This is a genomic window from Ruminococcus sp., assembly GCF_016283395.1.
The window spans coordinates 23,910-46,912 of sequence record NZ_JAEEMU010000057.1 but is presented as its reverse complement, the minus strand read 5'-3'; the positions used below and the strand labels follow the sequence as shown (position 1 = coordinate 46,912).

23 protein-coding genes and 1 rRNA gene are annotated in these 23,003 nt (G+C 42.6%); 15 read left to right on the top strand and 9 right to left on the bottom strand.

Annotated elements, in window-relative coordinates; translation table 11 throughout:
- Positions 1 to 84: 84 nt before the first annotated feature.
- Positions 85 to 201: ribosomal RNA gene (gene rrf, locus QZZ41_RS14805) — 5S ribosomal RNA — on the top strand.
- Between the two features lie 116 nt (positions 202 to 317).
- Positions 318 to 1,877 carry a DUF6056 family protein gene (locus QZZ41_RS14800; protein ID WP_295073870.1) on the top strand — a complete coding sequence of 520 codons (1,560 nt, stop codon included), beginning with the start codon at positions 318 to 320 and terminating at the stop codon, positions 1,875 to 1,877.
- Between the two features lie 36 nt (positions 1,878 to 1,913).
- Here the strand turns inward: QZZ41_RS14800 and QZZ41_RS14795 are convergent, their stop codons facing one another.
- The 7 genes from QZZ41_RS14795 to alr form a co-directional block, all read right to left on the bottom strand.
- Entirely contained in the window at positions 1,914 to 2,510 is a 597-nt protein-coding gene (locus tag QZZ41_RS14795) for a dipicolinate synthase subunit B (RefSeq protein WP_295066542.1), read from the bottom strand.
- On the bottom strand, positions 2,503 to 3,366 hold the full coding sequence (locus QZZ41_RS14790; RefSeq protein ID WP_295073867.1) for a dipicolinate synthase subunit DpsA: 864 nt from the start codon (positions 3,364 to 3,366) through the stop codon (positions 2,503 to 2,505). The genes QZZ41_RS14795 and QZZ41_RS14790 overlap by 8 nt, the downstream gene beginning before the upstream one ends.
- 142 nt (positions 3,367 to 3,508) lie before the next feature.
- Complete coding sequence (locus QZZ41_RS14785) at positions 3,509 to 4,576, bottom strand: branched-chain amino acid aminotransferase (protein WP_295073864.1); 1,068 nt, start codon at positions 4,574 to 4,576, stop codon at positions 3,509 to 3,511.
- Positions 4,577 to 4,609: 33 nt separating this feature from the next.
- A complete protein-coding gene (locus QZZ41_RS14780; RefSeq protein ID WP_295073861.1) occupies positions 4,610 to 4,741 on the bottom strand; it encodes a hypothetical protein in 132 nt (43 codons plus the stop codon).
- A 130-nt stretch (positions 4,742 to 4,871) separates the two neighbouring features.
- On the bottom strand, positions 4,872 to 5,486 hold the full coding sequence (locus tag QZZ41_RS14775) for a TIGR04100 family radical SAM protein (protein WP_295073858.1): 615 nt from the start codon (positions 5,484 to 5,486) through the stop codon (positions 4,872 to 4,874).
- A 1-nt stretch (position 5,487) separates the two neighbouring features.
- Complete coding sequence (locus QZZ41_RS14770) at positions 5,488 to 6,006, bottom strand: lipoprotein (protein WP_295073855.1); 519 nt, start codon at positions 6,004 to 6,006, stop codon at positions 5,488 to 5,490.
- 57 nt (positions 6,007 to 6,063) lie between these two features.
- The gene (gene alr, locus QZZ41_RS14765) at positions 6,064 to 7,200 is read right to left on the bottom strand and encodes an alanine racemase (RefSeq protein WP_295073852.1); all 1,137 of its coding nucleotides are present in this window, start codon (positions 7,198 to 7,200) and stop codon (positions 6,064 to 6,066) included.
- Between the two features lie 127 nt (positions 7,201 to 7,327).
- On the opposite strand from alr, the gene QZZ41_RS14760 reads away from it, so the two are divergent.
- From QZZ41_RS14760 to QZZ41_RS14730, 7 genes are all read left to right on the top strand, one after another.
- On the top strand, positions 7,328 to 8,029 hold the full coding sequence (locus QZZ41_RS14760) for an SLOG family protein (RefSeq protein ID WP_295073849.1): 702 nt from the start codon (positions 7,328 to 7,330) through the stop codon (positions 8,027 to 8,029).
- Positions 8,030 to 8,361: 332 nt separating this feature from the next.
- The gene (locus tag QZZ41_RS14755) at positions 8,362 to 9,240 is read left to right on the top strand and encodes an LCP family protein (protein WP_295073845.1); all 879 of its coding nucleotides are present in this window, start codon (positions 8,362 to 8,364) and stop codon (positions 9,238 to 9,240) included.
- Between the two features lies 1 nt (position 9,241).
- Complete coding sequence (locus QZZ41_RS14750) at positions 9,242 to 10,006, top strand: TatD family hydrolase (RefSeq protein WP_295073843.1); 765 nt, start codon at positions 9,242 to 9,244, stop codon at positions 10,004 to 10,006.
- A 19-nt stretch (positions 10,007 to 10,025) separates the two neighbouring features.
- Complete coding sequence (locus QZZ41_RS14745) at positions 10,026 to 10,775, top strand: protein phosphatase 2C domain-containing protein (protein WP_295073840.1); 750 nt, start codon at positions 10,026 to 10,028, stop codon at positions 10,773 to 10,775.
- A 203-nt stretch (positions 10,776 to 10,978) separates the two neighbouring features.
- On the top strand, positions 10,979 to 11,587 hold the full coding sequence (locus QZZ41_RS14740) for a hypothetical protein (protein WP_295073837.1): 609 nt from the start codon (positions 10,979 to 10,981) through the stop codon (positions 11,585 to 11,587).
- A 283-nt stretch (positions 11,588 to 11,870) separates the two neighbouring features.
- On the top strand, positions 11,871 to 12,956 hold the full coding sequence (gene serC / locus QZZ41_RS14735; protein WP_295073834.1) for a 3-phosphoserine/phosphohydroxythreonine transaminase: 1,086 nt from the start codon (positions 11,871 to 11,873) through the stop codon (positions 12,954 to 12,956).
- 140 nt (positions 12,957 to 13,096) lie between these two features.
- A complete protein-coding gene (locus tag QZZ41_RS14730; protein WP_295073831.1) occupies positions 13,097 to 14,257 on the top strand; it encodes a phosphoglycerate dehydrogenase in 1,161 nt (386 codons plus the stop codon).
- Between the two features lie 49 nt (positions 14,258 to 14,306).
- Here the strand turns inward: QZZ41_RS14730 and QZZ41_RS14725 are convergent, their stop codons facing one another.
- On the bottom strand, positions 14,307 to 15,041 hold the full coding sequence (locus QZZ41_RS14725; RefSeq protein WP_295073828.1) for a hypothetical protein: 735 nt from the start codon (positions 15,039 to 15,041) through the stop codon (positions 14,307 to 14,309).
- Positions 15,041 to 16,636, bottom strand: coding sequence for an MBL fold metallo-hydrolase RNA specificity domain-containing protein (locus tag QZZ41_RS14720; RefSeq protein WP_295073826.1), 1,596 nt, complete (start codon positions 16,634 to 16,636; stop codon positions 15,041 to 15,043). Before QZZ41_RS14720 ends, QZZ41_RS14725 begins: the two co-directional genes overlap by 1 nt.
- A 468-nt stretch (positions 16,637 to 17,104) precedes the next feature.
- Here QZZ41_RS14720 and QZZ41_RS14715 point away from each other — a divergent pair, with 468 nt between their 5' ends.
- The 6 genes from QZZ41_RS14715 (at position 17,105) to QZZ41_RS14690 (ending at position 22,904) form a co-directional block, all read left to right on the top strand.
- Entirely contained in the window at positions 17,105 to 17,563 is a 459-nt protein-coding gene (locus QZZ41_RS14715; RefSeq protein ID WP_295073823.1) for a DUF2975 domain-containing protein, read from the top strand.
- Positions 17,564 to 17,574: 11 nt separating this feature from the next.
- The gene (locus tag QZZ41_RS14710) at positions 17,575 to 17,787 is read left to right on the top strand and encodes a helix-turn-helix transcriptional regulator (protein ID WP_072952515.1); all 213 of its coding nucleotides are present in this window, start codon (positions 17,575 to 17,577) and stop codon (positions 17,785 to 17,787) included.
- Positions 17,788 to 17,857: 70 nt separating this feature from the next.
- Positions 17,858 to 18,373, top strand: a complete 516-nt coding sequence (locus QZZ41_RS14705; RefSeq protein WP_295073820.1) for an RNA polymerase sigma factor — start codon at positions 17,858 to 17,860, stop codon at positions 18,371 to 18,373.
- Entirely contained in the window at positions 18,343 to 20,166 is a 1,824-nt protein-coding gene (locus QZZ41_RS14700; protein WP_295073818.1) for a hypothetical protein, read from the top strand. The genes QZZ41_RS14705 and QZZ41_RS14700 overlap by 31 nt, the downstream gene beginning before the upstream one ends.
- A gap of 167 nt (positions 20,167 to 20,333) precedes the next feature.
- On the top strand, positions 20,334 to 21,656 hold the full coding sequence (locus QZZ41_RS14695) for a triacylglycerol lipase (RefSeq protein WP_295073815.1): 1,323 nt from the start codon (positions 20,334 to 20,336) through the stop codon (positions 21,654 to 21,656).
- A gap of 75 nt (positions 21,657 to 21,731) precedes the next feature.
- The gene (locus QZZ41_RS14690; RefSeq protein ID WP_295073812.1) at positions 21,732 to 22,904 is read left to right on the top strand and encodes a dockerin type I domain-containing protein; all 1,173 of its coding nucleotides are present in this window, start codon (positions 21,732 to 21,734) and stop codon (positions 22,902 to 22,904) included.
- The last annotated feature ends 99 nt before the right edge of the window (positions 22,905 to 23,003 follow it).

Below are 23,003 nucleotides of genomic sequence, written 5' to 3'. Positions count from 1 at the left end.
AGGGCTTTTCCTTTTTACTTCTGAACTTCTTTGTTCTTGCCTCGCATTACGCTTTATTCCTTCAAAAGTTTTCAAAAATATTTAGTCGGTGCTTATGGCAATGAGGTCACACCCGTTCCCATTCCGAACACGGAAGTTAAGCTCATTCGCGTTGACGATACTTGGCTGGTGACGGCCCGGGAAACTAAATCAGTGCCGACACTTCTAAAGGACTACTTCTTGTAGTCCTTTTTTATTTTCTTCTATTTGACTTATTCCTCGTTTTGTGATAAAATTAACTAATGAGATAATAATTTTTGAAGGGTGATGACGAGTTTATGAAAAAGGCATTTTCTCGGGAACAAATCATAATATATATTATTTTTGCTGTGTTTATCATAGTACACTGTTCATGTCTTATCAAGACCTGCGATGATCTTATGTGGGATAATATAGATTCGCTTTCACAGATGTTTAACAGCTGTAATCCGAATGGTCGGTATTTCACAAATATCCTGACATACTTTATCTGCAATTCTTCTGTGCTTTGTCTTATTGTCTACACTGCATTCATGGGGGCATTTTTATTTCTTATAGCTGAGCTTTTCAAGAGCAGATTAAAGCAAAAGTGGATAGCTGCATTGTTTATTGGAACGTTTTTTATGTTTTCGCCTCGTTTTTTTTACGTGCATATATTCAACTGGATATCGGGATTTACTAATTACGTGATATCACTTGTTTTTTTATTAATTTATATCCGCTATTGTTGCCCGATTTTTGAAAAAAAGCCTCTGAAATCGAGTAAGATAATGCCTGTTTTACTCTTGATCGTCGGATTTCTCGGTGCGCTTTGTATTGAGAACATTACGGCTTATAATCTGTTGTTTGGCGTATTTATCATTGTATTTGCTTATGTTACTCAGAAAAAAGTATATTTATCAAACGTTGCTTACCTTGCAGGAACTGCTGTCGGAGCGATAATCATGATGGCGGACAGCAATTATAAGCATATTGCTGATGAGGGCGATAGTTTCGCATTCAGAAGCTTTGTCACTTCACCGTCCGATATTTATATGAAGGTTTATCGAGAAATAATACCGAATTTCTCACGTCCATATTTTATCATTCACATTATTATTGCGTGCTGTATTCTGTACCTTTTTGTTAATAAGTACGGTAATTCAGAGAAAAAGCCAAAGTATGGGATAGTATCTGTTGTTATCATAGTTTTTTATGCTGTATTCAGCGTTGTAGTTTCAAATGGTGAGGAAATAGCTGTTCTTTCAAACGCTTATCGCAGCAGAGCAGTAGAAACTGCCCTCACTTTTGCATACATTACAGCTGTTATCTATATGTTGTATAATCTGTTGGAGAACGGTGATCGTGTAAGAGCAATAGTTTATTTATTGAGTACGATCCTTGCCACTGCACCGTTTTTAGTTGTAAATGCGATTACAGGCAGATGTTTCTTTGCTTCATATATATTCTGGTGTTTGTTTGCATTCGAGCTTTGTGTGCCTGTAGTGAATGATATCAAGTGTCTTGAAACGGCTTTAACAAAGACCTGTACGCTAATTATCGTTACATCGGTATTAGGCTTAAATCTGTTTATGGATATTTCCAATAAGGCGGTAGATGTCATTAGAATAAATTATATCCACCAACAGCTTGAAGATGACGAGCGGCAGATCAAACTCATAAAGCTGCCGTATCAGAAGAACTGTTTTGACCCGATAACGCTGTTTTCTGAAGATGATCTTTACCTTGTAAAGAACGGCAGGAAGTACTCATATACTGAATTGTACTGCATAAATAATGGTATTGATGAAAAAATATTTGAAAAGCAGACGTTGTATGTCGACATGATCGATTACAATATGTCAAAGGAAGAATACTGATGACTAAGCCCTCGTATAGATTATACGAGGGCTTTTTTATGGTCTTGAATGATAGATTATGGGGCGGAGCTGTACGCCGTTCAGAGCTGCTTCTATTGCTTGTGGGAGCATTGAAAATTCCGCAACAAGTGACGCAGGCTTGTTTATCCAGTCGTCCTGTATCATGGGAACGAAATAATAATTCTTGCGGTTGAAAAGCACTCCAAGATTTTTGGCTGAGCCCATAAGGGAGTCATTGGAAGCTATTGCAAGTACAACTGGCTTACCGCGGCGGAGATGAGATTTTACAGCCATTGTCACAGCGGTATCGGTAACAGATGAAGCCAGCTTTGCGGCAGTATTTGACGTACACGGTGCGACTACCATTATATCTGTCAGGTCTTTAGGACCTATAGGCTCAGCGTCCTCAATGGACATTATGATATCCTTTCCCGATATTTTTTTCAGCCTTTCCATATTTTCATGAGCAGTTCCGAACCGTGTCGATATAGAGGCTGAATGTTCAGACATTATCGGTATAAGCTCTGCACCGTACTCCGTCAGTATCTCAGCCTGTTCATAGCTCTGCTGAAAGGTGCAGAACGAGCCTGTCATGGCGTAGCCTATCTTTAGTCCTTTTAAGGCATTACTCAACGGCTTCACCTCTTTCCCATATCATAGAGCTAACAGTTTCTGCGATTATCTCTCCCGATGTGACGGGAGCAGTCTTTCCCGGGAGTCCAAGTGCCCATATAGCTCTGATACCGTGTTCGAGAGCGGCATCGAAATCAATTCCGCCCGGTTTTGAGGCAAGGTCGATGAAAAGAGTATCCTTATCAAATCTGCTGAGCATATCGTCATCGAAGATAAGCTTTGGTACTGTATTGAAAACTAGGTCATAGCTGCCTTTCAGGCGGCTTGTGGGGATAGCTTTTATGCCGTGCAGTCTTGCCTTTGCAGTACCGCGGGAGTTGTGTACAGCCGCAGTTATATCTGCACCGAAGCCTTTCAGTATCTCGGCAAGAGCTGTACCTATCCTGCCCATTCCTACGATGAGGACTTTCAGTCCGTTGAGAGTTACGGGAAGCTCTTCAAGGGCGAGTTGAACAGCACCCTCAGCGGTTGGAACTGCGTTTTTCAGACTCATCTCCTCACTCAGCAGGTAATCGTATATCGTATGTTGGGGGAGAGCTTTTATAAGCTTGTTGTCGACTCTTCCTGCGTATATAACAGCATCGGGAGCAAGCAGCTCCTCAACTGCGGCTATGGATATTACAGACGAACTGCACGGTGCAAAGAGGTTTCCCTCACTGTTGAGGGGCGGCACAGGCAGTACGGCGCAGTCGAATGAGCGGATTCCTGCACGGTCGGCAGTATCCAGTTCAAGGTCATCGGGGATACGTTCACGGTCAAATCCGAGAACACTTATTTCAAATTCGCGTGACAGTCTTGCAGCGCAGTAAAGCTGACGCATATCACCGCCTGCGATAAGTATTTCAGGTCTTTTCATATATTTCTCCAATCTGCCGTAAGGCAAAGAAGTGATTATCTCTAATCAACCTATTATATGAAAAAGCAGGCGGAAGTGACAATATATCAATACATAAAAAGGCGTTTCCATTGCGGAAACGCCTTTAACAATACTTTTATTATCAGTCGATAGGAAGGATCCAGTTGAATGTATCCTGTATCTTGCCCCACTGGATACCTGTCATTGTATCATAGAGCATCTGTGAGATCTTACCGATCTTGTTGTCGTTGATCTCCATAACCTTGTCGTTCCACTTGAGGTGGCCAACAGGTGAGATAACAGCAGCAGTACCTGTACCGAATACTTCGTCAAGCTTACCAGCATCGTAAGCATCAGCGATCTCCTGGATAGTGATACGTCTCTCCTCAACCTCGATACCCTTTGACTTGCAAACCTCGATTGCAGACTTTCTTGTGATACCCGGGAGGATAGAGCCCTGAAGCATAGGAGTTACTACCTTACCGTCGATAACAAAGAAGATGTTCATTGCGCCAACTTCTTCGATGTACTTCTGCTCAACACCGTCGAGCCAGAGAACCTGTGAGTAGTTCTGCTTGTGAGCCTCGTCCTGTCCGATAAGAGAAGCAGCGTAGTTACCGCCTGTCTTAGCGAAGCCCATACCGCCTCTTACAGCGCGGACATACTTGCTCTCAACGTAGATGTTTACAGGGTTAAGACCTGTTTCATAGTAAGCTCCCGAAGGTGAGAGGATAATGATGAAGAGGTACTGAGCACCTGGCTTAACGCCGAGGAATGGGTCAACAGCGATGATGAATGGTCTGATATAGAGTGACTCGCCTTCCTTTGAAGGAACCCAGTCCTTTTCAACCTTGATGAGCTCTGTAAGGCACTTCATGCCAAGCTCAACAGGAAGCTCAGGGATAACAAGTCTCTCGTTGGACTGATTGAGTCTCTTGAAGTTTTCCTCAGGACGGAAAAGCTGTACCTTGCCGTCAGCAGTTCTGTAAGCCTTTAAGCCTTCAAATACTTCCTGACCGTAGTGGAGACACATAGCGGCAGGTGAGAGCTCGAGAGGAGCATAAGGCTTGATCTCAGGATCATGCCAGCCCTGTCCCTCATCATAGGGCATAACGAGCATATAGTCTGTGAAGATGTGACCGAAGCCGAGCTTGTCGCCTGGCTGTGGCTTAGCCTTGAGGCTTGCTGCTTTTGTGAATTTGATTTCCATTTTATTCAACCTTCTTTTAATAATATTGACCTGTTAATCTGTGACCGAGAAGTAATTCTTCTCGTAAATGCGCTTGCAGACGAATATAGTTACAGCAGCGGCAGAAAATGCCAGAACTGTTGAAGTGATAGAAGCTGCAAGAATAACTTTACTTTTTTTGCTCATAAAAAACTACTCCTTATCTCAGATCAGAGAAATCTTTCAATAAATAATTATACCATATTTTTGCATGTTTTTCCATAGTCGAAATGCTAAAATACTGCATAAAATGAGGTGTTGAAATATGTGCAGTATATCAGTCGTCAAAGGTTCTGACGCGGAGCTTTGCACCCAGCTGAGCAGCAAGCTTCTTTGAAGCTTCTATCTGCTCGGGAGGGATAACGTCAACTACTGACATTACTATCTCAGCTCTGCCTATCTTTACGCAGTCCTTTGTGAATTTCTGGAGAGCCTCGAAAGCGTTGTCAAATCTTGGGCGTGTGACTCTCATGTATTCGTCCTCAGTACCTGCGTTGAGGCTTATAGAGATGATGTCAAGGGAATAGCAAAGAGCCTTGGAAATACTTCTGCCATGGATAAGATCGCCAAGACCGTTTGTGTTGAGTCTGAGCTTGGGACATCCTTCTCTGCTGCGGAGATAAGCAGCAGTTTCGAGTATCATGTCAAGACGCTCTGTAGGCTCGCCGTAGCCGCAGAAAACTATCTCTCTGTACTTTTTGAGGTCGCGCTTTCTCAGGTCCATGATTATCTCGTCCCATGAGGGTTCGTGTTCCAGCCAGAGCGGATCTGAACCGTATGCACCGTCAGCATGATTGCGTATGCAGAAAGTGCAGTTGCATGGACATTTATTTGTAAGGTTGAGGTAGAGGTTATTGCCTACCTCATAAGAAATAGTCATAGCTTTAGTCATATTATTCACCCTCGTTATCATTAGTTTCGGATTTTCCTATACACTCATATATCCAGCCTGCTATCTTTCCGGCTTCCCTGAAGTCTGTTCCCGATATAACCGCTGCACCGTTGGTGATTGGTTCTTCAACTGTAGCGCGGCTGATAAGATACTCGTTGTACCAAGTGGAGATGATACTTTTGTTTTCGGCAGCCTCAGTGGTAGCTTTTGCGAATATCTCTTTGCCCTCATCATCGAAAAAGATATCGACAACATATGTGGATTCGCCTGAGTCTCTGGGAATTATCTCCATTGAGCAGTCGGTGATATGGTCGCTGGTGAGGAATGGTTCTGTGCTTTCGTCCTCACCCATGCGGAAGAAGATCTGGCTTTTGGCTGCTGTAGTCGGTTCGGTAGTTTGCTCCTGAGCAGTCGTTTTCGGAGCGGTCGTTGTCTCAGTGCTGCTGTCTTTGGATAAAGGATTGCTGCAACCTGTTAATACTAAAAGAGCAGATGCCAATAATAAATACTTCTTTTTCATAATATTTCACCTTTTTGGGGCGCGTACAGCGCGTCCGTAATAAGCACTAAAAAACGATCATTCTATGTATATACGCGGTACACGCTTGGAGATGCCGCAGACTACTTCGTAGCCGATAGTTCCGTATATCTGAGCAAGATCATCGGCAGTTATGCGGTCGCCGTTTTCCTCACCGATAAGAATTACGATATCGCCCGACTTAGCTTCGGGCACGTCTGAAACGTCTATCATGAGCTGATCCATGCAGACTCTGCCGACTATCCTGCATCTCTTTCCGTGAACGAGCATTTCGCCCTTAGAGCTGAGAAGTCTTGAATAGCCGTCAGCGTATCCGATAGTAACGGTAGCGATACGCATTTCATGGTCAGCTACAAATGTGCGTCCATAGCTTATGCAGTCGCCCACATTTACAGTCTTGACATGAGAGATAACAGCTTTGAGCTCCATAAGCGGCTCAAGTCCCTCAGGGATATCAAGGCTGACATCGGGGTGCAGACCGTAAAGGATAATTCCTGCTCGTGAAAGAGTGCTGCGTGAGCTGTTTCTGTAGCAGGTAGCTGCACTGTTCATAAAGTGGAGATGTTTTAGCTTTATGCCGTGGCTCACAAGTACATCATATGTATCGGTTATGAACTTCTCCTGCTTGTCGGTGTAAGCGATATTGTCGGGATCGTCACTGTCCGCAACAGCAAAATGTGTATATATTCCCTCAACAGACAGCTTGTCGATCTTCATCATAGCTTCTATCTCGGCAGCACAGGCTTCGGGAGTATCATGCTTGAGACCTATTCTTCCCATACCTGTATCTATCTTTATATGACATCTTATGGGAGCAGGAGTGTTCTTCACAAGCTCCTGAGCATATTCAGTGGAAACAACGCCTTGAATAATGTTGTATGAAGCTATCTCGTGAGCGTACTCGGGGGGAGTATATCCGAGAATGAGTATATCTGCATCGGGAGCGAATTTCCTTACAGCTATAGCTTCATCAAGGTTTGAAACGGCGAAATACTTTATTCCGCACTGCTCTGCAAGACAGCGGACGATGTGCTCATCACCGTGACCGTAAGCGTCCGCCTTGACTACAGCCATTATTTCTGTACCTGCTGAGTTTAAGCCCCTGATTATTTCAACATTTTTTCTGAGCTTTGGGAGAGATATCTCAGCCCATGCTCTTTTGAGATACGGCTTCATTTCCGTTATCAATCCTTTCTTTATGTCAAAGTTAAAATTTAATTACAAGTTGAAAAACGCCTTGAAATAATGCATAATTTATGTTATACTTTTTAGTGTATGATTTTTCAGAGAAGCGAGGTGTGTCATGCTTTTCTCACTTGATTCGGGTATCGAAGTAATGCCTGCGGAGACTATTGAGACAGACGCAGGGCGCACTGTCTGCTTTACAGGTCACCGCGAAAGCAGCGTGATACCATATATGAAAGATCCTGTTTACAGCAGGATAACCCTGCGCACTGTTCAGCTCATGCTGTTCAGATACATAGACATGGCTGTTGAATACGGCTACAGAAGCTTTATAAGCGGACTTGCCGTTGGTACAGACCTGTGGGCGGCAAAGTACATACTCAATAAAAAACGTGCTGACAGCAGCATACGCCTTATCGGTGTTATGCCGTATCTGCGCCATGCAGAGCGTTTCAGCAGCAGCTACAAGGATATACTTGTAGATGTGGAAAGAGGAGCTGATATGCTTCTTACCACAAATACTGATCCAACAGTAGTATATGGCAAAAGCCGCACAGGAGAGAACACCTCTCCCGATCTTTACCGTGTCAGGAATTATTTCATGGTAGATCATGCTTCTGCGGTAATATCCTATTTCAACGAAGGTTCATTCAAATCGGGAACATATCAGACGCTGAACTATGCAGTCCGTCAGGGACTGAAGATACGGCGTTTCGGTCTTGAAGACGCATATTCCGTCATTGACGAGTGCGGAGCTGATATAGAAAGCATACGCAGAAAGCTTGTTTTTATGGAAAATGTCTTTGATCTTCCCTATTAATTATATCACATAAAACTTTTTTTGCAAGTTTATTCAGATAATTTTTCCTCAAATAAAAACTGAGTTAATGAATGTCTGTTCTTTTTCAACAGACTGTTGAATTGTGTGTTTAAACATGGACAAGCAATTCATCCATGTTGAAAATGTGGAAAACTTTGTGGATAACCGTATCTGCGCCAAGAAGTTTTTAACTTTGTTTTTTGGAAAACTTTTTTATTCATTTCCCGATGTATATTTTTTAGAATATAACTTTATACGATCAGTTTATATCCTTTGTGATATTAATAACATATAAAACAAAACTGTAAAAATACATGAAAGGAGCCAATGAAATGGCAAAGAGAAAAAGCGGACATATAGCTGTCCCATTCCTTATCACTATCTTTATCGGACTTATCATCGTAGGAGGCGGTGCATACGGAGTTTACCGATATTTCGACTTGGGAAAGAAAGAGGAGATCAGTGAACCCATACCGCGAGAGGTCGATGAGATAACCTCTGAGGACAGTCACACTATGCTTCTGATACTTGACGTTCCCGAAAAAAATTGTCCTCCTACTTTTGTGCTTATGCGTTCAATGCCTGTAAAGAAAGAGGTAGTGTTCATAGGAATACCTTCAAATACTATCTACCTTTTAGACGGTGAGCAGAAGAGCATTAACGGAAGCTACGGAAGCGGCGGTGCTGATTCTGCTGTTGATTTTGTTTCAAAGGTGTTTGATCTGCAAATAGACAGATATATGAAGTTCAACGCAGATGCTGCAAAGAAGGTTTATGATATTTTCGGTGATGTTACCTATCCTGTCAACGCTGATATCGCAGGCTTCCAGAATGACGGTTCAAGCCAGCTCCTCAACGGCGATCAGGCTCTTACATTCGTTACATACAGAATGTTCAAGGACGGAGAGAGCGAGAGAGCTTTCACAGCGGCTACTTTCCTTTCATCAATGCTGAACCAGACAGACGGTGGTTACTTTGCAGATAATATGGATAACAATTTTGGCATCATCATCAACATGGTCGAATCAAATGTAACATCTAAGGATTATAAAGACCACAAGGCAGCTTTGAAGAATATGTTCAAAAACGGCAAATCTATCTCTTCCGCTATCTCACTTGACGGCACTATCTCAGGCGAGGACTTTATCCCAAGCGACAAATTCCTTGATGACATCAAAGAGAAGTTTTCAGAAGCAAAAGAAGTAAAGTAAGATGAAGATTTTTGATACCCATTCACACTATGCAGACCATGCCTTTGATGAGGACAGGGAGCAGGTGCTTGCCGAGCTTCCTGATAAGGGCGTAGAGCTTGTAATGCTTGCAGCTTCTGATATGAGAGACTGCGCTGCAAATTCCGAGCTTGCGGAAAAGTATGACTATGTTTATGCTGCCGCAGGCATACACCCCGAAAGCCTTGACGAAACACCTGAGGATTATCTTGATTTTCTCAGGAGCATCATTGCTTCAAATCCAAAGATAAAGGCTGTAGGCGAGATAGGTCTTGACTATCACTATGAGGGCTATGACCGCGAAAAGCAGATACGCTTTTTCCGCGAGCAGCTTGCACTTGCTGCTGAGCTTGATATGCCTGTCATAGTTCACAGCCGCGATGCCACCGAGGACACAGTGGAGATACTCAAAGAGTTCCGTCCGAGGGGAGTAGTCCATTGCTTCAGCGGATCTGCTGAAACAGCAAAGGAGATACTAAAGCTTGGAATGTATATCGGCTTTACGGGAGTCCTTACGTTCAAAAATTCAAAGAAAGCACTGAAAGCACTGGAGGCTGTTCCGCTGGACAGACTTCTCATGGAGACTGATTGCCCGTATATGGCACCCGAGCCTTTCAGAGGCAGACGCAGCGACAGCTCGATGATAGCTTTCACGGCTGCAAAGGCTGCCGAGATAAAAGGAGTTCCCACAGAGGAACTTATTGATATTACCTGCCGCAACGGAATGAAGATGTACGGCATAGAATAAAAGTAAAGGAGGAGACTTGATGTATTACTGCTGCGGAGTTACAGACAAGGGTATAATGCCCCATAATGAAGATGCTCTGCTTATAAATAAAAGCGTTATTGATTCAGGCTCTTCCGAACAGAATGTATCGGTCCCGTTTATTGCAGCTGTATCTGACGGAGTATCGGGCGAGCGTTCAGGCGAGCTTGCTTCAAAGATGTGTCTTGAGCTTGTACGCGATATTGATTACAGCAGAGAGGTAAAGCTTGACGATGAGCTTCTCGGCATACATCAGAAGCTTGCGGATTACAGCAGGTCTGATCCCGAAATGCACAATATGCAGGCTACTCTGTGCGGAATTGCAGTAGATGAGACTGATAATATCCTCACATTCAACGTTGGCGACTCAAGGCTTTATCGTTACCGCAGCGGACGTATCAAGCAGATATCCCGTGACCAGTCACTTGTGCAGCTGCTCATTGACGAGGGAGCTATTACCAGTGAGGAGCGCAAGAACCATGTCCACCGCAATATCATTTTCCCTGTTTTCGGTAATCAGAAGTCGGCACCGCAGATAGATACTGTAGTGCTTGAGGGCGGAATGGAGTACGGCGACCTGCTGCTGCTGTGTACGGACGGACTTTCGGATTATGTTTCGGTGCTCGATATCGAGGAGATAATAGAAATGCCGAAAAGTCTGGATACTCGGCTTCATATGCTGGTGAAAAAGGCTCTTGATAACGGCAGCAAGGACAATATATCAATTATTGCAGTTGCATATTATGAATGATACCGCACACGAAGAACTGTGCGGTATTTTTGTTTTGAAATAATGCACTAAAATATATGGAGTTATAACGACAAAAGCAAGTTATTAACAATATTTATTTGAATTTTTTTAAAATAAAAATTAAATGTATTGAAATAGTTGAAAATATACTGTATAATATAATTGCTCGGGCAAAAATATTAATAATTATGGAGGCTTTTATTATGTCAAACATCAAAAGAAGAATCGCATCATTCGTCGCTTCATTTGCTATGCTCGGAACAGTAACAGTTCCTTCGATAGCTGAATATGTATCAAATGATACCGTTGCTGTAGCTGCCGAGGTAGAACCTGGATATGAAGGTGGTATTTATGTAAAATACAATAAAGAAGTATACTTGCTCTTAAATACAACTGTTTACAAATGTCCAAATGGAAAAACTGAGAAAATAGCAGTTATCAGCGATCTTGGAAAGAGCTTTTTGGCTACAAAGGTAGTAATTAAAAATAAAGAACATGGTGTTCAGGAAAAATGGTATTGGATAAAGTGGTATGACGGTAAAAAGGAGTATGATGGTTTTGTTTATGAGAGTTATGTGCGTTTAAAATTGGAAGATGTAAATGTAAAGGTAATGTTTAATTCTCAAGCCAAAATGTATCAAAGTCCTAACACAAATTCAAAAGTAATAAATACGCAAAGTATTGCTTATAAAGTAGGTACTTACAAGATAAGTAAAACTGCTAAGGATCATAATAAAGTAACATGGTTTTATTTTAAAGGTTTAAATGGTTGGGTTTGTTCAAAGGACTTTTTAGTACTCAAAAGTTATTAAACCGCTGAAAGGCTGCTGTATAAACAGCAGCCTTTTATATCAGGCACAGGAGAGTATCTGCGGTAATAAAGTGCTTTAATACTGAAAAAATGCCTTGAAATGCGGCACTGTGCGGACAAGCTCATAATGAGCAGCAAATTTGCCCTACCATTTTTTGTGGAATATTACCTTTATAGAAAAATTTCGATTTTATGTCTTGACTTATAAGGTCGAAAAGAGTATAATTTATATTGTATGGCGAATACTGCTTTTTATTTTATATATTAACTTGGAGGTATTTACAATGAGCAGAGTTTATAACTTCAGCGCAGGTCCTGCAGTTCTTCCTGAGGAAGTCCTCAAGGAGTGCGCAGAGGAAATGATGGATTACAAGGGTTGCGGAATGTCCGTAATGGAAATGTCTCACCGTTCAAAGGTATATGATGAGATAATCAAGGAAGCAGAAAAGGATCTCCGTGATCTTATGAATATCCCTGACAACTACAAGGTTATCTTTGTACAGGGCGGTGCTTCACTTGTATTTGCAGGCGTACCTATGAACCTTATGAAGAAGGGCAAGGCTGCTTATATCATCACAGGTCAGTGGGCAAAGAAGGCTGCTCAGGAAGCTGAGAAGTACGGCGACGTAGTAAGAGTTGCTTCATCTGCTGACAAGACATTCTCTTATATCCCTGACTGCTCTGATCTCGACATCCCTGACGATGTTGACTATGTATATATATGCGAGAATAATACTATCTACGGAACAAAGTTCTGGGAGCTCCCTAACACAAAGGGTCACGAGCTCGTTGCTGACGTAAGCTCATGCTTCCTTTCAGAGCCTGTTGACGTAACAAAGTACGGCGTTATCTACGGCGGCGTTCAGAAGAACGTTGGTCCTTCAGGCGTACAGATCATCATCGTTCGTGAAGATCTTATCGCTGACGGTCCTGCACTCAAGTGCACACCTACAATGATGGACTGGAAGATCCAGGCTGATAACGAGTCACTCTACAATACACCTCCATGCTACGGCATCTACGTATGCGGCAAGGTATTCAAGTGGATCAAGAAGATGGGCGGACTCGAGGCTATGAAGGCTCATAACGAGAAGAAGGCTAAGATCCTTTACGATTTCCTCGACAGCAGCAAGATGTTCAAGGGCACAGTTGAGAAGAAGGATCGTTCACTCATGAACGTACCTTTCATCACAGGCAATGAAGAGCTCGACAAGAAGTTCGTTGCTGAGTCAAAGGCAGCAGGCTTTGAGAACCTCAAGGGTCACAGATCAGTTGGCGGTATGAGAGCTTCTATCTACAATGCTATGCCTGTCGAGGGCGTTGAGAAGCTCGTTGCTTTCATGAAAAAGTTCGAGGAAGAAAACTCGTAATAATTCATAATGCATAATGCATAATGCATAATTACAGTGATGTGTTATACTTGAGATATCGAGCGTAGCGAGCTCCGCAATTATGAATTATGAATTCTTAATTATGCATTTCAAAATCAAACAGAAAGAGGTTTACTGAAATGTACAAGATTCAGACATTAAATAAGATATCAGAAGTCGGAACAGATGTATTTGACAAGAGCAAGTATGCTATATCTGAGGATTGCGCTAATCCAGATGCTATAATGGTTCGTTCGGCAAAGATGCACGATATGCAGTTCGGCGACAACCTTCTTGCTATCGCTCGTGCAGGTGCAGGCGTAAACAATATCCCTGTTGAACGCTGCGCACAGGAGGGTATCTGTGTATTCAATACTCCCGGTGCTAACTCAAACGCTGTTAAGGAGCTTGCTATCTGCGCACTTCTTCTTTCTTCAAGAAAGATCGTTGAGGCTGCTGAGTGGGCTGCTTCACTGAAGGGCACACCTGATGCTCCTAAGACAGTTGAAGGCGGCAAGTCAAAGTTTGCAGGTCCTGAGATCGCAGGCAAAACTCTCGGTATCATCGGTCTTGGTGCTATCGGCGGTAAGATCGCAAACGCTGCTGAGGCACTCGGCATGAAGGTAATCGGTTTCGATCCATACCTTTCAGTAGGTGCAGCTCTTCACCTTGAGCCTTCTGTAAAGATCGTTGCAGATATCAACGATATCTACAAGAACAGTGATTATATCACAATACATATGCCATATACACCACAGACAAAGAACACTATCGACGCTGAGCAGATCGAAATGATGAAGGACGGCGTTCGTCTTATCAACCTTGCAAGAGGCGAGCTTATCAACAGCGAGGCTGTAGTTAAGGCACTTGCAGACGGTAAGGTAGCTAAGTATGTAACAGACTTTGCTGATGATGTAGTTCTTGGCGTTGAGAACGTTATCGTTCTCCCACACCTCGGTGCTTCAACACCTGAGAGTGAGGACAACTGCGCTATCATGGCAGCAGAAGAGCTTATCGAGTACATCGAGAACGGTAATATCAAGAACAGCGTAAATCTTCCTAACGCTTCTATGAATGCTGTAGGCACAAAGATCTGCATCATTCACAAGAACGTACCTACAACTATTGCTTCTATCACATCAGTAGTAGGTAACGAGGGAATAAACATTGAGAACATGGTAAACGCAAGTAAGAAAGACTTCGCTTACACAATGCTCGATGTAACAAGTGATGTACCTCCAACAGTTGAAGGCAAGATCAACGCAGTTGACGGTGTTATCAAGGTAAGAGTTATCAAGTAAGATAATGATAATAATCAAGCCCCGAAGCGATAGCTTCGGGGCTATAATTTTATAAAGATTTGCTTGTGATGTAGCGTTTTTTCACGTTCAGCAATGTAGCCGAGAAAAGGAGATATCCTTTTAATTCTCTGAAATAGGGGATAAGCTCGTCATCGTCATATAATGTTAGTTTTATGATGAGACGCGAGAATACGAAGAAAAAACCTGCTACTATCAGCCATCTGCTCTGTGATATGGAATACCCGTTGAGTATCATTCTTATCATAACGATGAAGAATACAGTGATAAGCAGAGCTGAGAGGATATCCATACCTATTACACTGTAAAGGTAAGAAAGGTTTCTTTTTACAACAGCAGCATAGTTGTGGAACTGCTGTGCAAGCTGAGCAGCTTCTGTCGCTATACCTGCCACGGGAAATATTATCAGCAGGCGATAATGCTTTTTCATATTTACAAGTATCGTGAATACCAGAAAAGCAGCAGGAAGTATGCAGTACATTATCACCACTGTGATATAATTCAGCGGCAGTTCATTTCGTGCAAGGTTTATGAAGTCAGTAGGCGGTTTGTAGTCTGAACCAAGGTCGTTAAGTCTGATAAGCTCTTTTGGGCCGTTATAAATGTAATAAACAGCGTGAAAAGCGGATATGATGAAAACGAATAAATAAATTATAGTACTTGAAAAAATGAATTTTTTTCTGTCAGTGTCGCTCATATTTCTGCATATGGGACAGAGATAGGAATTGTCGTGTATTTTTGCGCCGCACTTGTTACAGCACCGCATTACAGCTTCCAGCTGTCACAGAGTTTATGGATAGCTTCTGTGAGCTGGCGCATATCAGCATTTGTTCTTCCTTCCGAGTCTTTGATAAGAGCTGAAAGTCTGTCCGAAGCGGCAATGAGGTCGCTGTAGGCAATACTGAAGTTTGCGGTGTTTTTCTTCTTTGGTACTGGTATAGGCTCAGCGTCAATGGTTATGACATTTTCGGCAATGTCGAATTCAGCACCGCTGTACGGTACATAAACATCTTTGCCCAGCTCATCTCTCAGACGCTGTGCAAAGCTTTCAGCAGAGCTTGCTTCACCGTGGTTGATGAAAAATCTCTGAACTCCCGAAACTGACTTAGCCCATTCGAGAAGTCCGTTCACATCAGCGTGACCGCTTATACCCGGGAGCTGAGTTATACGGGCAGCGACCTTGACTGTCTCGCCGAAGAGCTTGACGCGCTTTGCGCCTTCCACAAGGCTTCGACCGAGGGTGTTGCTTGCCTGATAGCCGACAAAGAGGATAGTATTCTGCTTTTTCCAGAGGTTATGCTTGAGGTGGTGCTTGATACGTCCTGCTTCACACATACCGCTGGCAGAAATGATGACCTTCGGGCGTTCATCGCTGTTTATTGCGATAGAGTCGTTGCTTGTAACTGTGCGGATAAGGTCCTCGAAGCCTATAGGATTGATGCCCTGACGAACGAATGAAAGAGCTTCTTCGTCATAGCAGCTTTCACGGTTGTTTACGAAAATGTCGGTAGCTTCGTTTGCGAGAGGGCTGTCCACATAAACAGGGAAGCCGTCGTGACCTTTTACAAGTCCCTCAGACTTGATATGTCTTATAAAGTAGAGCATTTCCTGAGTTCTTCCGACTGCAAATGACGGTATGATAACGCTTCCTCCGCGGTCAAATGTCTCTTGCAGCACCTTTGCCAGCGATGTGGTATAATCGGTAGGGCGGTCGTGGACACGATTGCCGTATGTGGACTCCATTACAACGTAGTCAGCCTCAGCGAAATGCTGTGGGTCGCGTATAAGGGGCTGGTGGATATTGCCGATATCGCCTGAGAAAGCGATAGTCTTTGAAACTCCGTCTTCAGTAAGAGTGAGGAGGATACTTGAAGAGCCGAGGAGATGACCTGCGTCACGGAAGAGGACTTTTATACCCTCGCATATCTCGACTTCCTTTTCGTACTGATGAGGTATAAAGAGTTCGATAGCACCGAGAGCGTCCTCCATAGTGTAGAGCGGCTCGTAGTTAGGCTCGCCGCGTCTTTCAGCCTTACGGCTGCGCCATTCTGCTTCAAATTCCTGAATGTGGGCACTGTCGCGGAGCATAACGCTGCAAAGGTTTGAAGTAGCTTCCGTAGCGTGTATCTCGCCCTGAAATCCGCCCGAGTAGAGCAAAGGCAGCAGACCTGAGTGGTCAATATGGGCGTGAGTCAGGAGAACGAAGTCGATATTTGAAGGTGAAACAGGTATCTGAACGTTCTCGAATATATCTTCTCCCTGCTGCATACCGAAGTCCACAAGGAACTTTTTGCCGCAGGCTTCTATATAAGTGCAGCTTCCTGTAACTTCGTGAGTTGCACCGATAAAAGTCATTTTCATTGAAAAACCTCCTTTAGTAAATCAAAATACAGCTTTGCTGAATTTTGATTTGAGTGGATAGTGAGTAGTGCAAAGTGCATAGAATTGTAGTTATCAATGGTACAAGAAAAAACTGATCACTAAGCACTAATAACTAATCACTATCATAATTTTGCTTTGCAAAATTATGATTTATCTCACTTATATTATACCATATTTTACGGCTTATGTCTATAATTAAACTGTGAAAAATGACTGAAAACTGAAAAACTTCTGAAGAGATTTAATGATAAACGATAAATAATTATCGTGCGAAATATACAATGAATTGCGTAAATAAGCTGTCGTTTTATGTTTAATCGTACAATATTTAATGATAAACGATAAAAAACTGTTGACAAACATTAATGACTGTGCTATCATTTAGTCACAGAAACGGAGTAACTCTATGTTCTGATAACGAACAAATACTTTTAAGGAGCGATCAATATGAATAAAACGAAAGTAGAAGCCATGATAAAGAGAAGCAGCCTCATTGTAATGATAATAGCTGCTATAGAGACAGTTCTTTCGGTGCTGATGGCGGTAATGGAATACAAAACCTCTAAAAAAATGTCTCCTGAAACCTTTAAGATGATGTTGCCAAACACTGTCAATATGCTTTTCAATGCGTCAACATTTATTATTGAGATGGTCATATTCTACAGGATATTCCGAAGCGGCAGACCGTTTACAAACGACAATATAACAGCAGTCAGAGTTATAGCCGCACTGTCACTTATCGGCAGTATCATCACTGCATTGATAAGGCACAGCACAGGTATGTCGTTCATATCGGCATTATTCTCTTCGATCTTTTCAGTATTCGGAGCTGTAGTTTTCCTGTTCTTTGCCGAGATAATGCGCTACGGCAAGCTTCTCCAGATCGAGTCTGACGAGACTTTATGAGGTGAGCGCATATGTCGATAATTTTAAGACTTGACCGCGTAATGGCGGACAGAAAGATAAGCCTTAACGAGCTCAGCGACCGTGTTGGGGTAAGCAATGTTAATTTGTCAAAGCTGAAAACAGGCAAGGTAAGTGCAATACGTTTCTCCACACTTAACGCCATATGCAAGGCACTGAAATGCCAGCCGGGTGATATACTGGAATTCACCGACGACGAAGAATAAAAATATTTTTAAACTCTCTGCACAATTACTCATTCCTCATGTGTGTTATATATGAAAGGAGGTCACAGCAATGAATAATGACAGTACTGCATTATATGCATTCAGAAAATACGGAAACACAGTTCTGCGCGCAGCCTTTGCGTTTTGCGGCAGCTATGCCGAGTCAGAGGACATAGTTCAGGACGTTTTCCTTTCATTACACACATCTCCCAAAACCTTTAATGACGATGAACACCTTAAAGCGTGGCTCCTTAGGGTAACGATAAACAAGTGCAAAAATCTCAGGAGAAGCTTTCGCTTCAGCCGTACCTGTTCTATCGACGAGCTGGAACAGTCCGAGGCTATATATGAGATAAGCACCGAAGGGCGCGAACTGCGCCGACAGATATCGGAGCTTCCGCGGAAGTATGCCGAGGTCATATTCCTTTACTATTATGAGGGCTACAGCATAAAAGAAATAGCCGAGATAACAGAAAAGAACGAGAACACGGTTGGTTCATTACTGAAAAGGGGACGGGAAAAGTTAAGAGCTGAACTTGAAAAGGAGGATGAGTCATGCGGAGAGACGATTATAAAGACGCTCTGAATGAGCTTCAGCTCAGCAGTAAATTCTGCGAAGAAATGGAGAAAAAGCTTGCAGGAATTGAGCAAAAAACAGAAGATGAGTACGAAGACGTCGTAACTCATGTTGACGTAATAAAGCCAAAGAGATTTCGCGGACTTGCAATAGCTGCGGCATTTGTTATATGTGCAGGAGCTATCGGCGGCGGAGCGTATTACAAATACAGTGAAAGAAGCGGTATAGAGCCTCATGGCGAGCAAAGGATATATAATGAACGTAACTGCCATTTCCCCTTTGCTACACTTCCGCTCCATGATGCAGTATTCAATGCAACCGACAGAGTCATTAATGCGACTGTTGTGGGTTATGACGATATAGCAAAGAAGCTTTGTGATTATTTTGAAAGTATTGAATGGAAAGAATTAGAAGTTGAAAAAGATACGGTGTATAAAGAGAGTTATATGTACTCTTATTCAGGAGTCAGCTTTTCGATCAATAATTATAAAGTCGTTATAAAGTCTGATGATAATGCATATGTGACACGAAGGATAATAAAAGACACCAGCGGAAAAGAACTGGAAGAAGAAAAGGATTTTATCCCTGAAGTGATCTTTAATTCTTACGATTATTATACGTATTCTCTGCCTGAGGGAACATATTATGAGCTTCTCAGTATGCTTCTTGCGGAAAGAACAGGCGGAAATGCTGATTTCTGCGGTATAAAGGCAAGCTTTGCAGGCGCAGAATACCATACTCTGAGAAGTGGTGGAAATGTATCGGATATACAGGCGTTTTCTCTTTCACTGGTCTTTAATGAGCCTTTGTGGAGCGAGTGTACGGAAGAACCTGATGAAGATCCCGATGAAGAGCCGATCACACTCAAACTGCAAAACGGCAGAGAGCATTATCTGATAAGCGTGTACAGAGACGCTTTTGTATATATCAGTAAGACTACAGACGGCGTAGATGGAGAAGAGATAAGTAAGTATCGCTGTAAAGATCATCCGCGCATATATGACGAGGTAAAGGCTGCACTTAGCGAAAACGACAGCTATTTGTGGCTTGAAAAGTGTCCGATAGAGCTTGAACATGAAGAAGCTGTTATTATCAGGAAAGAAAAGGGCATAGAAAAAGCATATTGTGTTGCTTCTACGTGGTATACTAAACTTGCCGACATACTTGATACCTGTGACTGGACTTACTATGATGATCTCTTCTATATGGAAAATCTTCCTGACGGTTCGGTTCAATATTCGATATCTGATGAAAAATTAGCAGAAAACGAGAATACTTTCAAAATAGCTATCGGTGATCAGGTCATTATAGTAAATGACAATGATCTTGTCACTTTGCAGGGAGGCAACAGATTTAGTATAAGCAATAGAGATTATGAAGCTTTAAAAGCTTATGTGGATGATATTGACGGACAGTCTATGAGAGATTTCGAGATATCGGACTGGTTCATTGAAAATATGCTGGTACTTGGCGATCAGTCGTGTTATAACGTATACCGTAATGATCCTGATGATGGTATAGATGTTTATAGTGCCGGAACTTTATCATTAAACAAAAAAGAATTGGCAGAAATGAGTTCAAACTTGAGATCATTCATGTGGGAAAGACAGGACGTTTCAGAATTTGATGAGAAAAGTGATATTAACTTTGGCGATGATCTAATGTATTCTGATCATATCTCCATAGATAAAAACGGCAATATGGAGATCAATCTCATTAACTCTACTTATTATTTCCACACCGATGATCCAAGATATACACTTTTTTATAACAGCATAAAGTCAAAAAGTAAGGAATCATAAGATATATTCAAAAAACAACATGATATAAGGGATTTTTCAAAGCATTTCTGCCTTTTCGGTCGGGCAGAAATGCTTTGGCTGTTTTATTGACAAAATATCCCCTTAGATGTATAATCTTAGTGTGATACGATAATGTATCGGATAAGAATTGTATGAGAGGGGAATATATGGAAATACTGGCTCTTTTAACAAAAATGATGCTTGCCTTTTGTGCAGTTAATATATATGCAGTCTCACTTATGTATCTTCACGGAGCAGTGAAAGTCCTTGCCATAATCGCAGGTATAGCCTTTGTACTTGTGCTGTGTGTATTCCCATGCAAGTCAAGGGAGGGCGGCAGGCTTGGTCGTATGCACCGTGGCAGCCACCTGATGAAGATATTCCTTGTTGATGTGACAGCTGAGATAGCAGGCTGCATATATTATGCAGTAAGCGGAAAATGGGGACTTACCCTCACCATAAACTGCATCATAGCGTTTATCCTGCTTGCACTTATGTTTCTGGTATCGGCTTTAAGGATATATACAAGCTCTGTGCAGATAGGCGTAAAATGGAGAGTATTAGGCATGATATTTGCTTTTATCCCCGTGATAAACGTTATTATCCTTTTAAAGATGATAAAGCTCACTGACGCTGAATACAGGACGGAATGTGACAGGCTTGCTCTTGATCGTTCCCGTGAACAGGAAAGAGTATGCGCTACGAAATATCCCATACTCATGGTACACGGGGTATTCTTCCGCGACGTGAGAGCTTTCAATTACTGGGGAAGGATACCCCAGGCACTGGAAAAGAACGGCGCAAAGATATACTACGGCTGTCAGCAGTCAGCGGACTCTGTTGCAGGCTGCGCCGTTGAGCTTAAAGCGAAGATAGACGAGATAGTTGCAAAGGAAAAGTGCGGCAAGGTAAATATCATTGCACATTCCAAGGGCGGACTCGATTCGAGATATGCCATATCCATGCTCGGAGCAGGCGATAAGGTGGCAAGCCTTACAACTATAAATACTCCTCACAGAGGCTGCCAGTTCGCAGATTATCTGCTGTCGAAAGTGCCTGAGAGCTTCAAGAACGGACTTGCCGACAAATACAATGCTGCTCTTAAAAAGCTTGGCGACACCAAGCCCGACTTCATTGCGGCAGTTACCGACCTTACTGCTTCGGCGTGTGAACGGATGAACAGCATATGCGAGGACGTTAAGGGCGTGTATTACCAGAGCGTAGGCTCACGTTCGGTATCGGCTATGGGCGGACGTTTTCCCTTAAATCTGACCTATAGTTTCGTGAAGTATTTCGACGGACCTAATGACGGACTTGTTTCCGTAGAGTCAATGAAATGGGGCGAGAAATTTATTTTTGCCGAGTCACACGGTAAAAGGGGAATAACTCACGGCGACATCATAGACCTTAACCGCGAGAACATAAAGGATTTTGATGTAAGAGAGTTTTATGTGGGAATAGTAAAGGAACTTAAAGAAAAAGGCTTCTGAGCTATTGACATAATAAGTGTTTTTTTCTATAATATAAGTATCAGGTATAGGACAATTCATAAAGGAGGATTTTTTATGAAAAAAACAAAACTTCTGGCAGGGGCAATGTCAGGAATAATGGCAGCGGCTATGACTGTTTCGGCTATGACCGCATCAGCTGACGTATTATCAAAGCTGGGCGACCCTACAGGCGACGGTATTATTGATTCAATAGACGCTTCATATATACTCAGCTTATACGCTGATCTTTCCGTGAACGGTGAAGAGATAACAGATGAGATACTTGAGATCTGCGACGTTGACAAGGACGGCAAGGTGAATTCACTTGATGCTTCGCTTATCCTTTCTTACTATGCAAATCAGTCTATAGCCGATACAGAGGTATCACTGGAGGCTTTCATCGAGGAGATATGCAATAAGGCTGTTTCATGGTGGGACGAAAACGCAAAAGATCTTGGATTTGATCCTTCATATCCATTGAGTTGGAACGATCAATTTAGTGAGGATATTCCGTGGGGAAAATGGGATCCTGATTCGAATACATGGAGTGAAAGTGGGCTTTGGGATAATGAAGTCCTGTGGGGGCCGTGGCAATTGTGGTATACTAACCCATCTGCAGTTATTGACGGTGAGTTTTCGGATACAGAAATTACAGATGCTCCCGGATCTGCTTCTTCATCTCCATGGATCTGGGGATCTTCATACAATCCGTGGGGCAGCTTGTGGTCATTAAGTGGCGAAAACGGACAAGCCGTTACAACAGAAGAAACGACTTCTGATGACGGCTATGCAAGCAACATAGACAGCAGATACTGCTTCTGGATAGACATTGCAGAGAATAAGGACTATGTATTCAACGATGATTTCATAGAGGTAAACTTCAGACTCAAGGATAATATCCCCGAGAAAGACTATGCTGTAAGATTTATCCCTGATTTCTCAACTATCAATGGTGATTCTCTCGTGCCTGATAAGGTAATGCAGGGTAATATCAGAGTTGGCGGCAGCATCGAGGCTCAGGACGTTTCATCAGAAACAGGCTTTGTTGCTTACGGTGACAATGTTTCCGCAAAGCCGGGGGATAAAGTATGCTACCGCATAAACCTCAAGAACAATCCGGGTATGGCTGGTATGCTCGTATGGGTATACTATGATTCAAATGCTATGGAAGTTGAGGGAATTGCACCGTCAGGTGAATTTGCCGAACTCGCTGATACTGTTGTTACAGGCGAAAAGCCAAAGAACTAAAGCTCTGTTAAAGCACCCGATAACCGTGGTGCTGATATAGAAGTTTATATTGATCTATCTGGGAGCCCTTTCTGAGGAAAGGGCTCCATTTTTCATAAG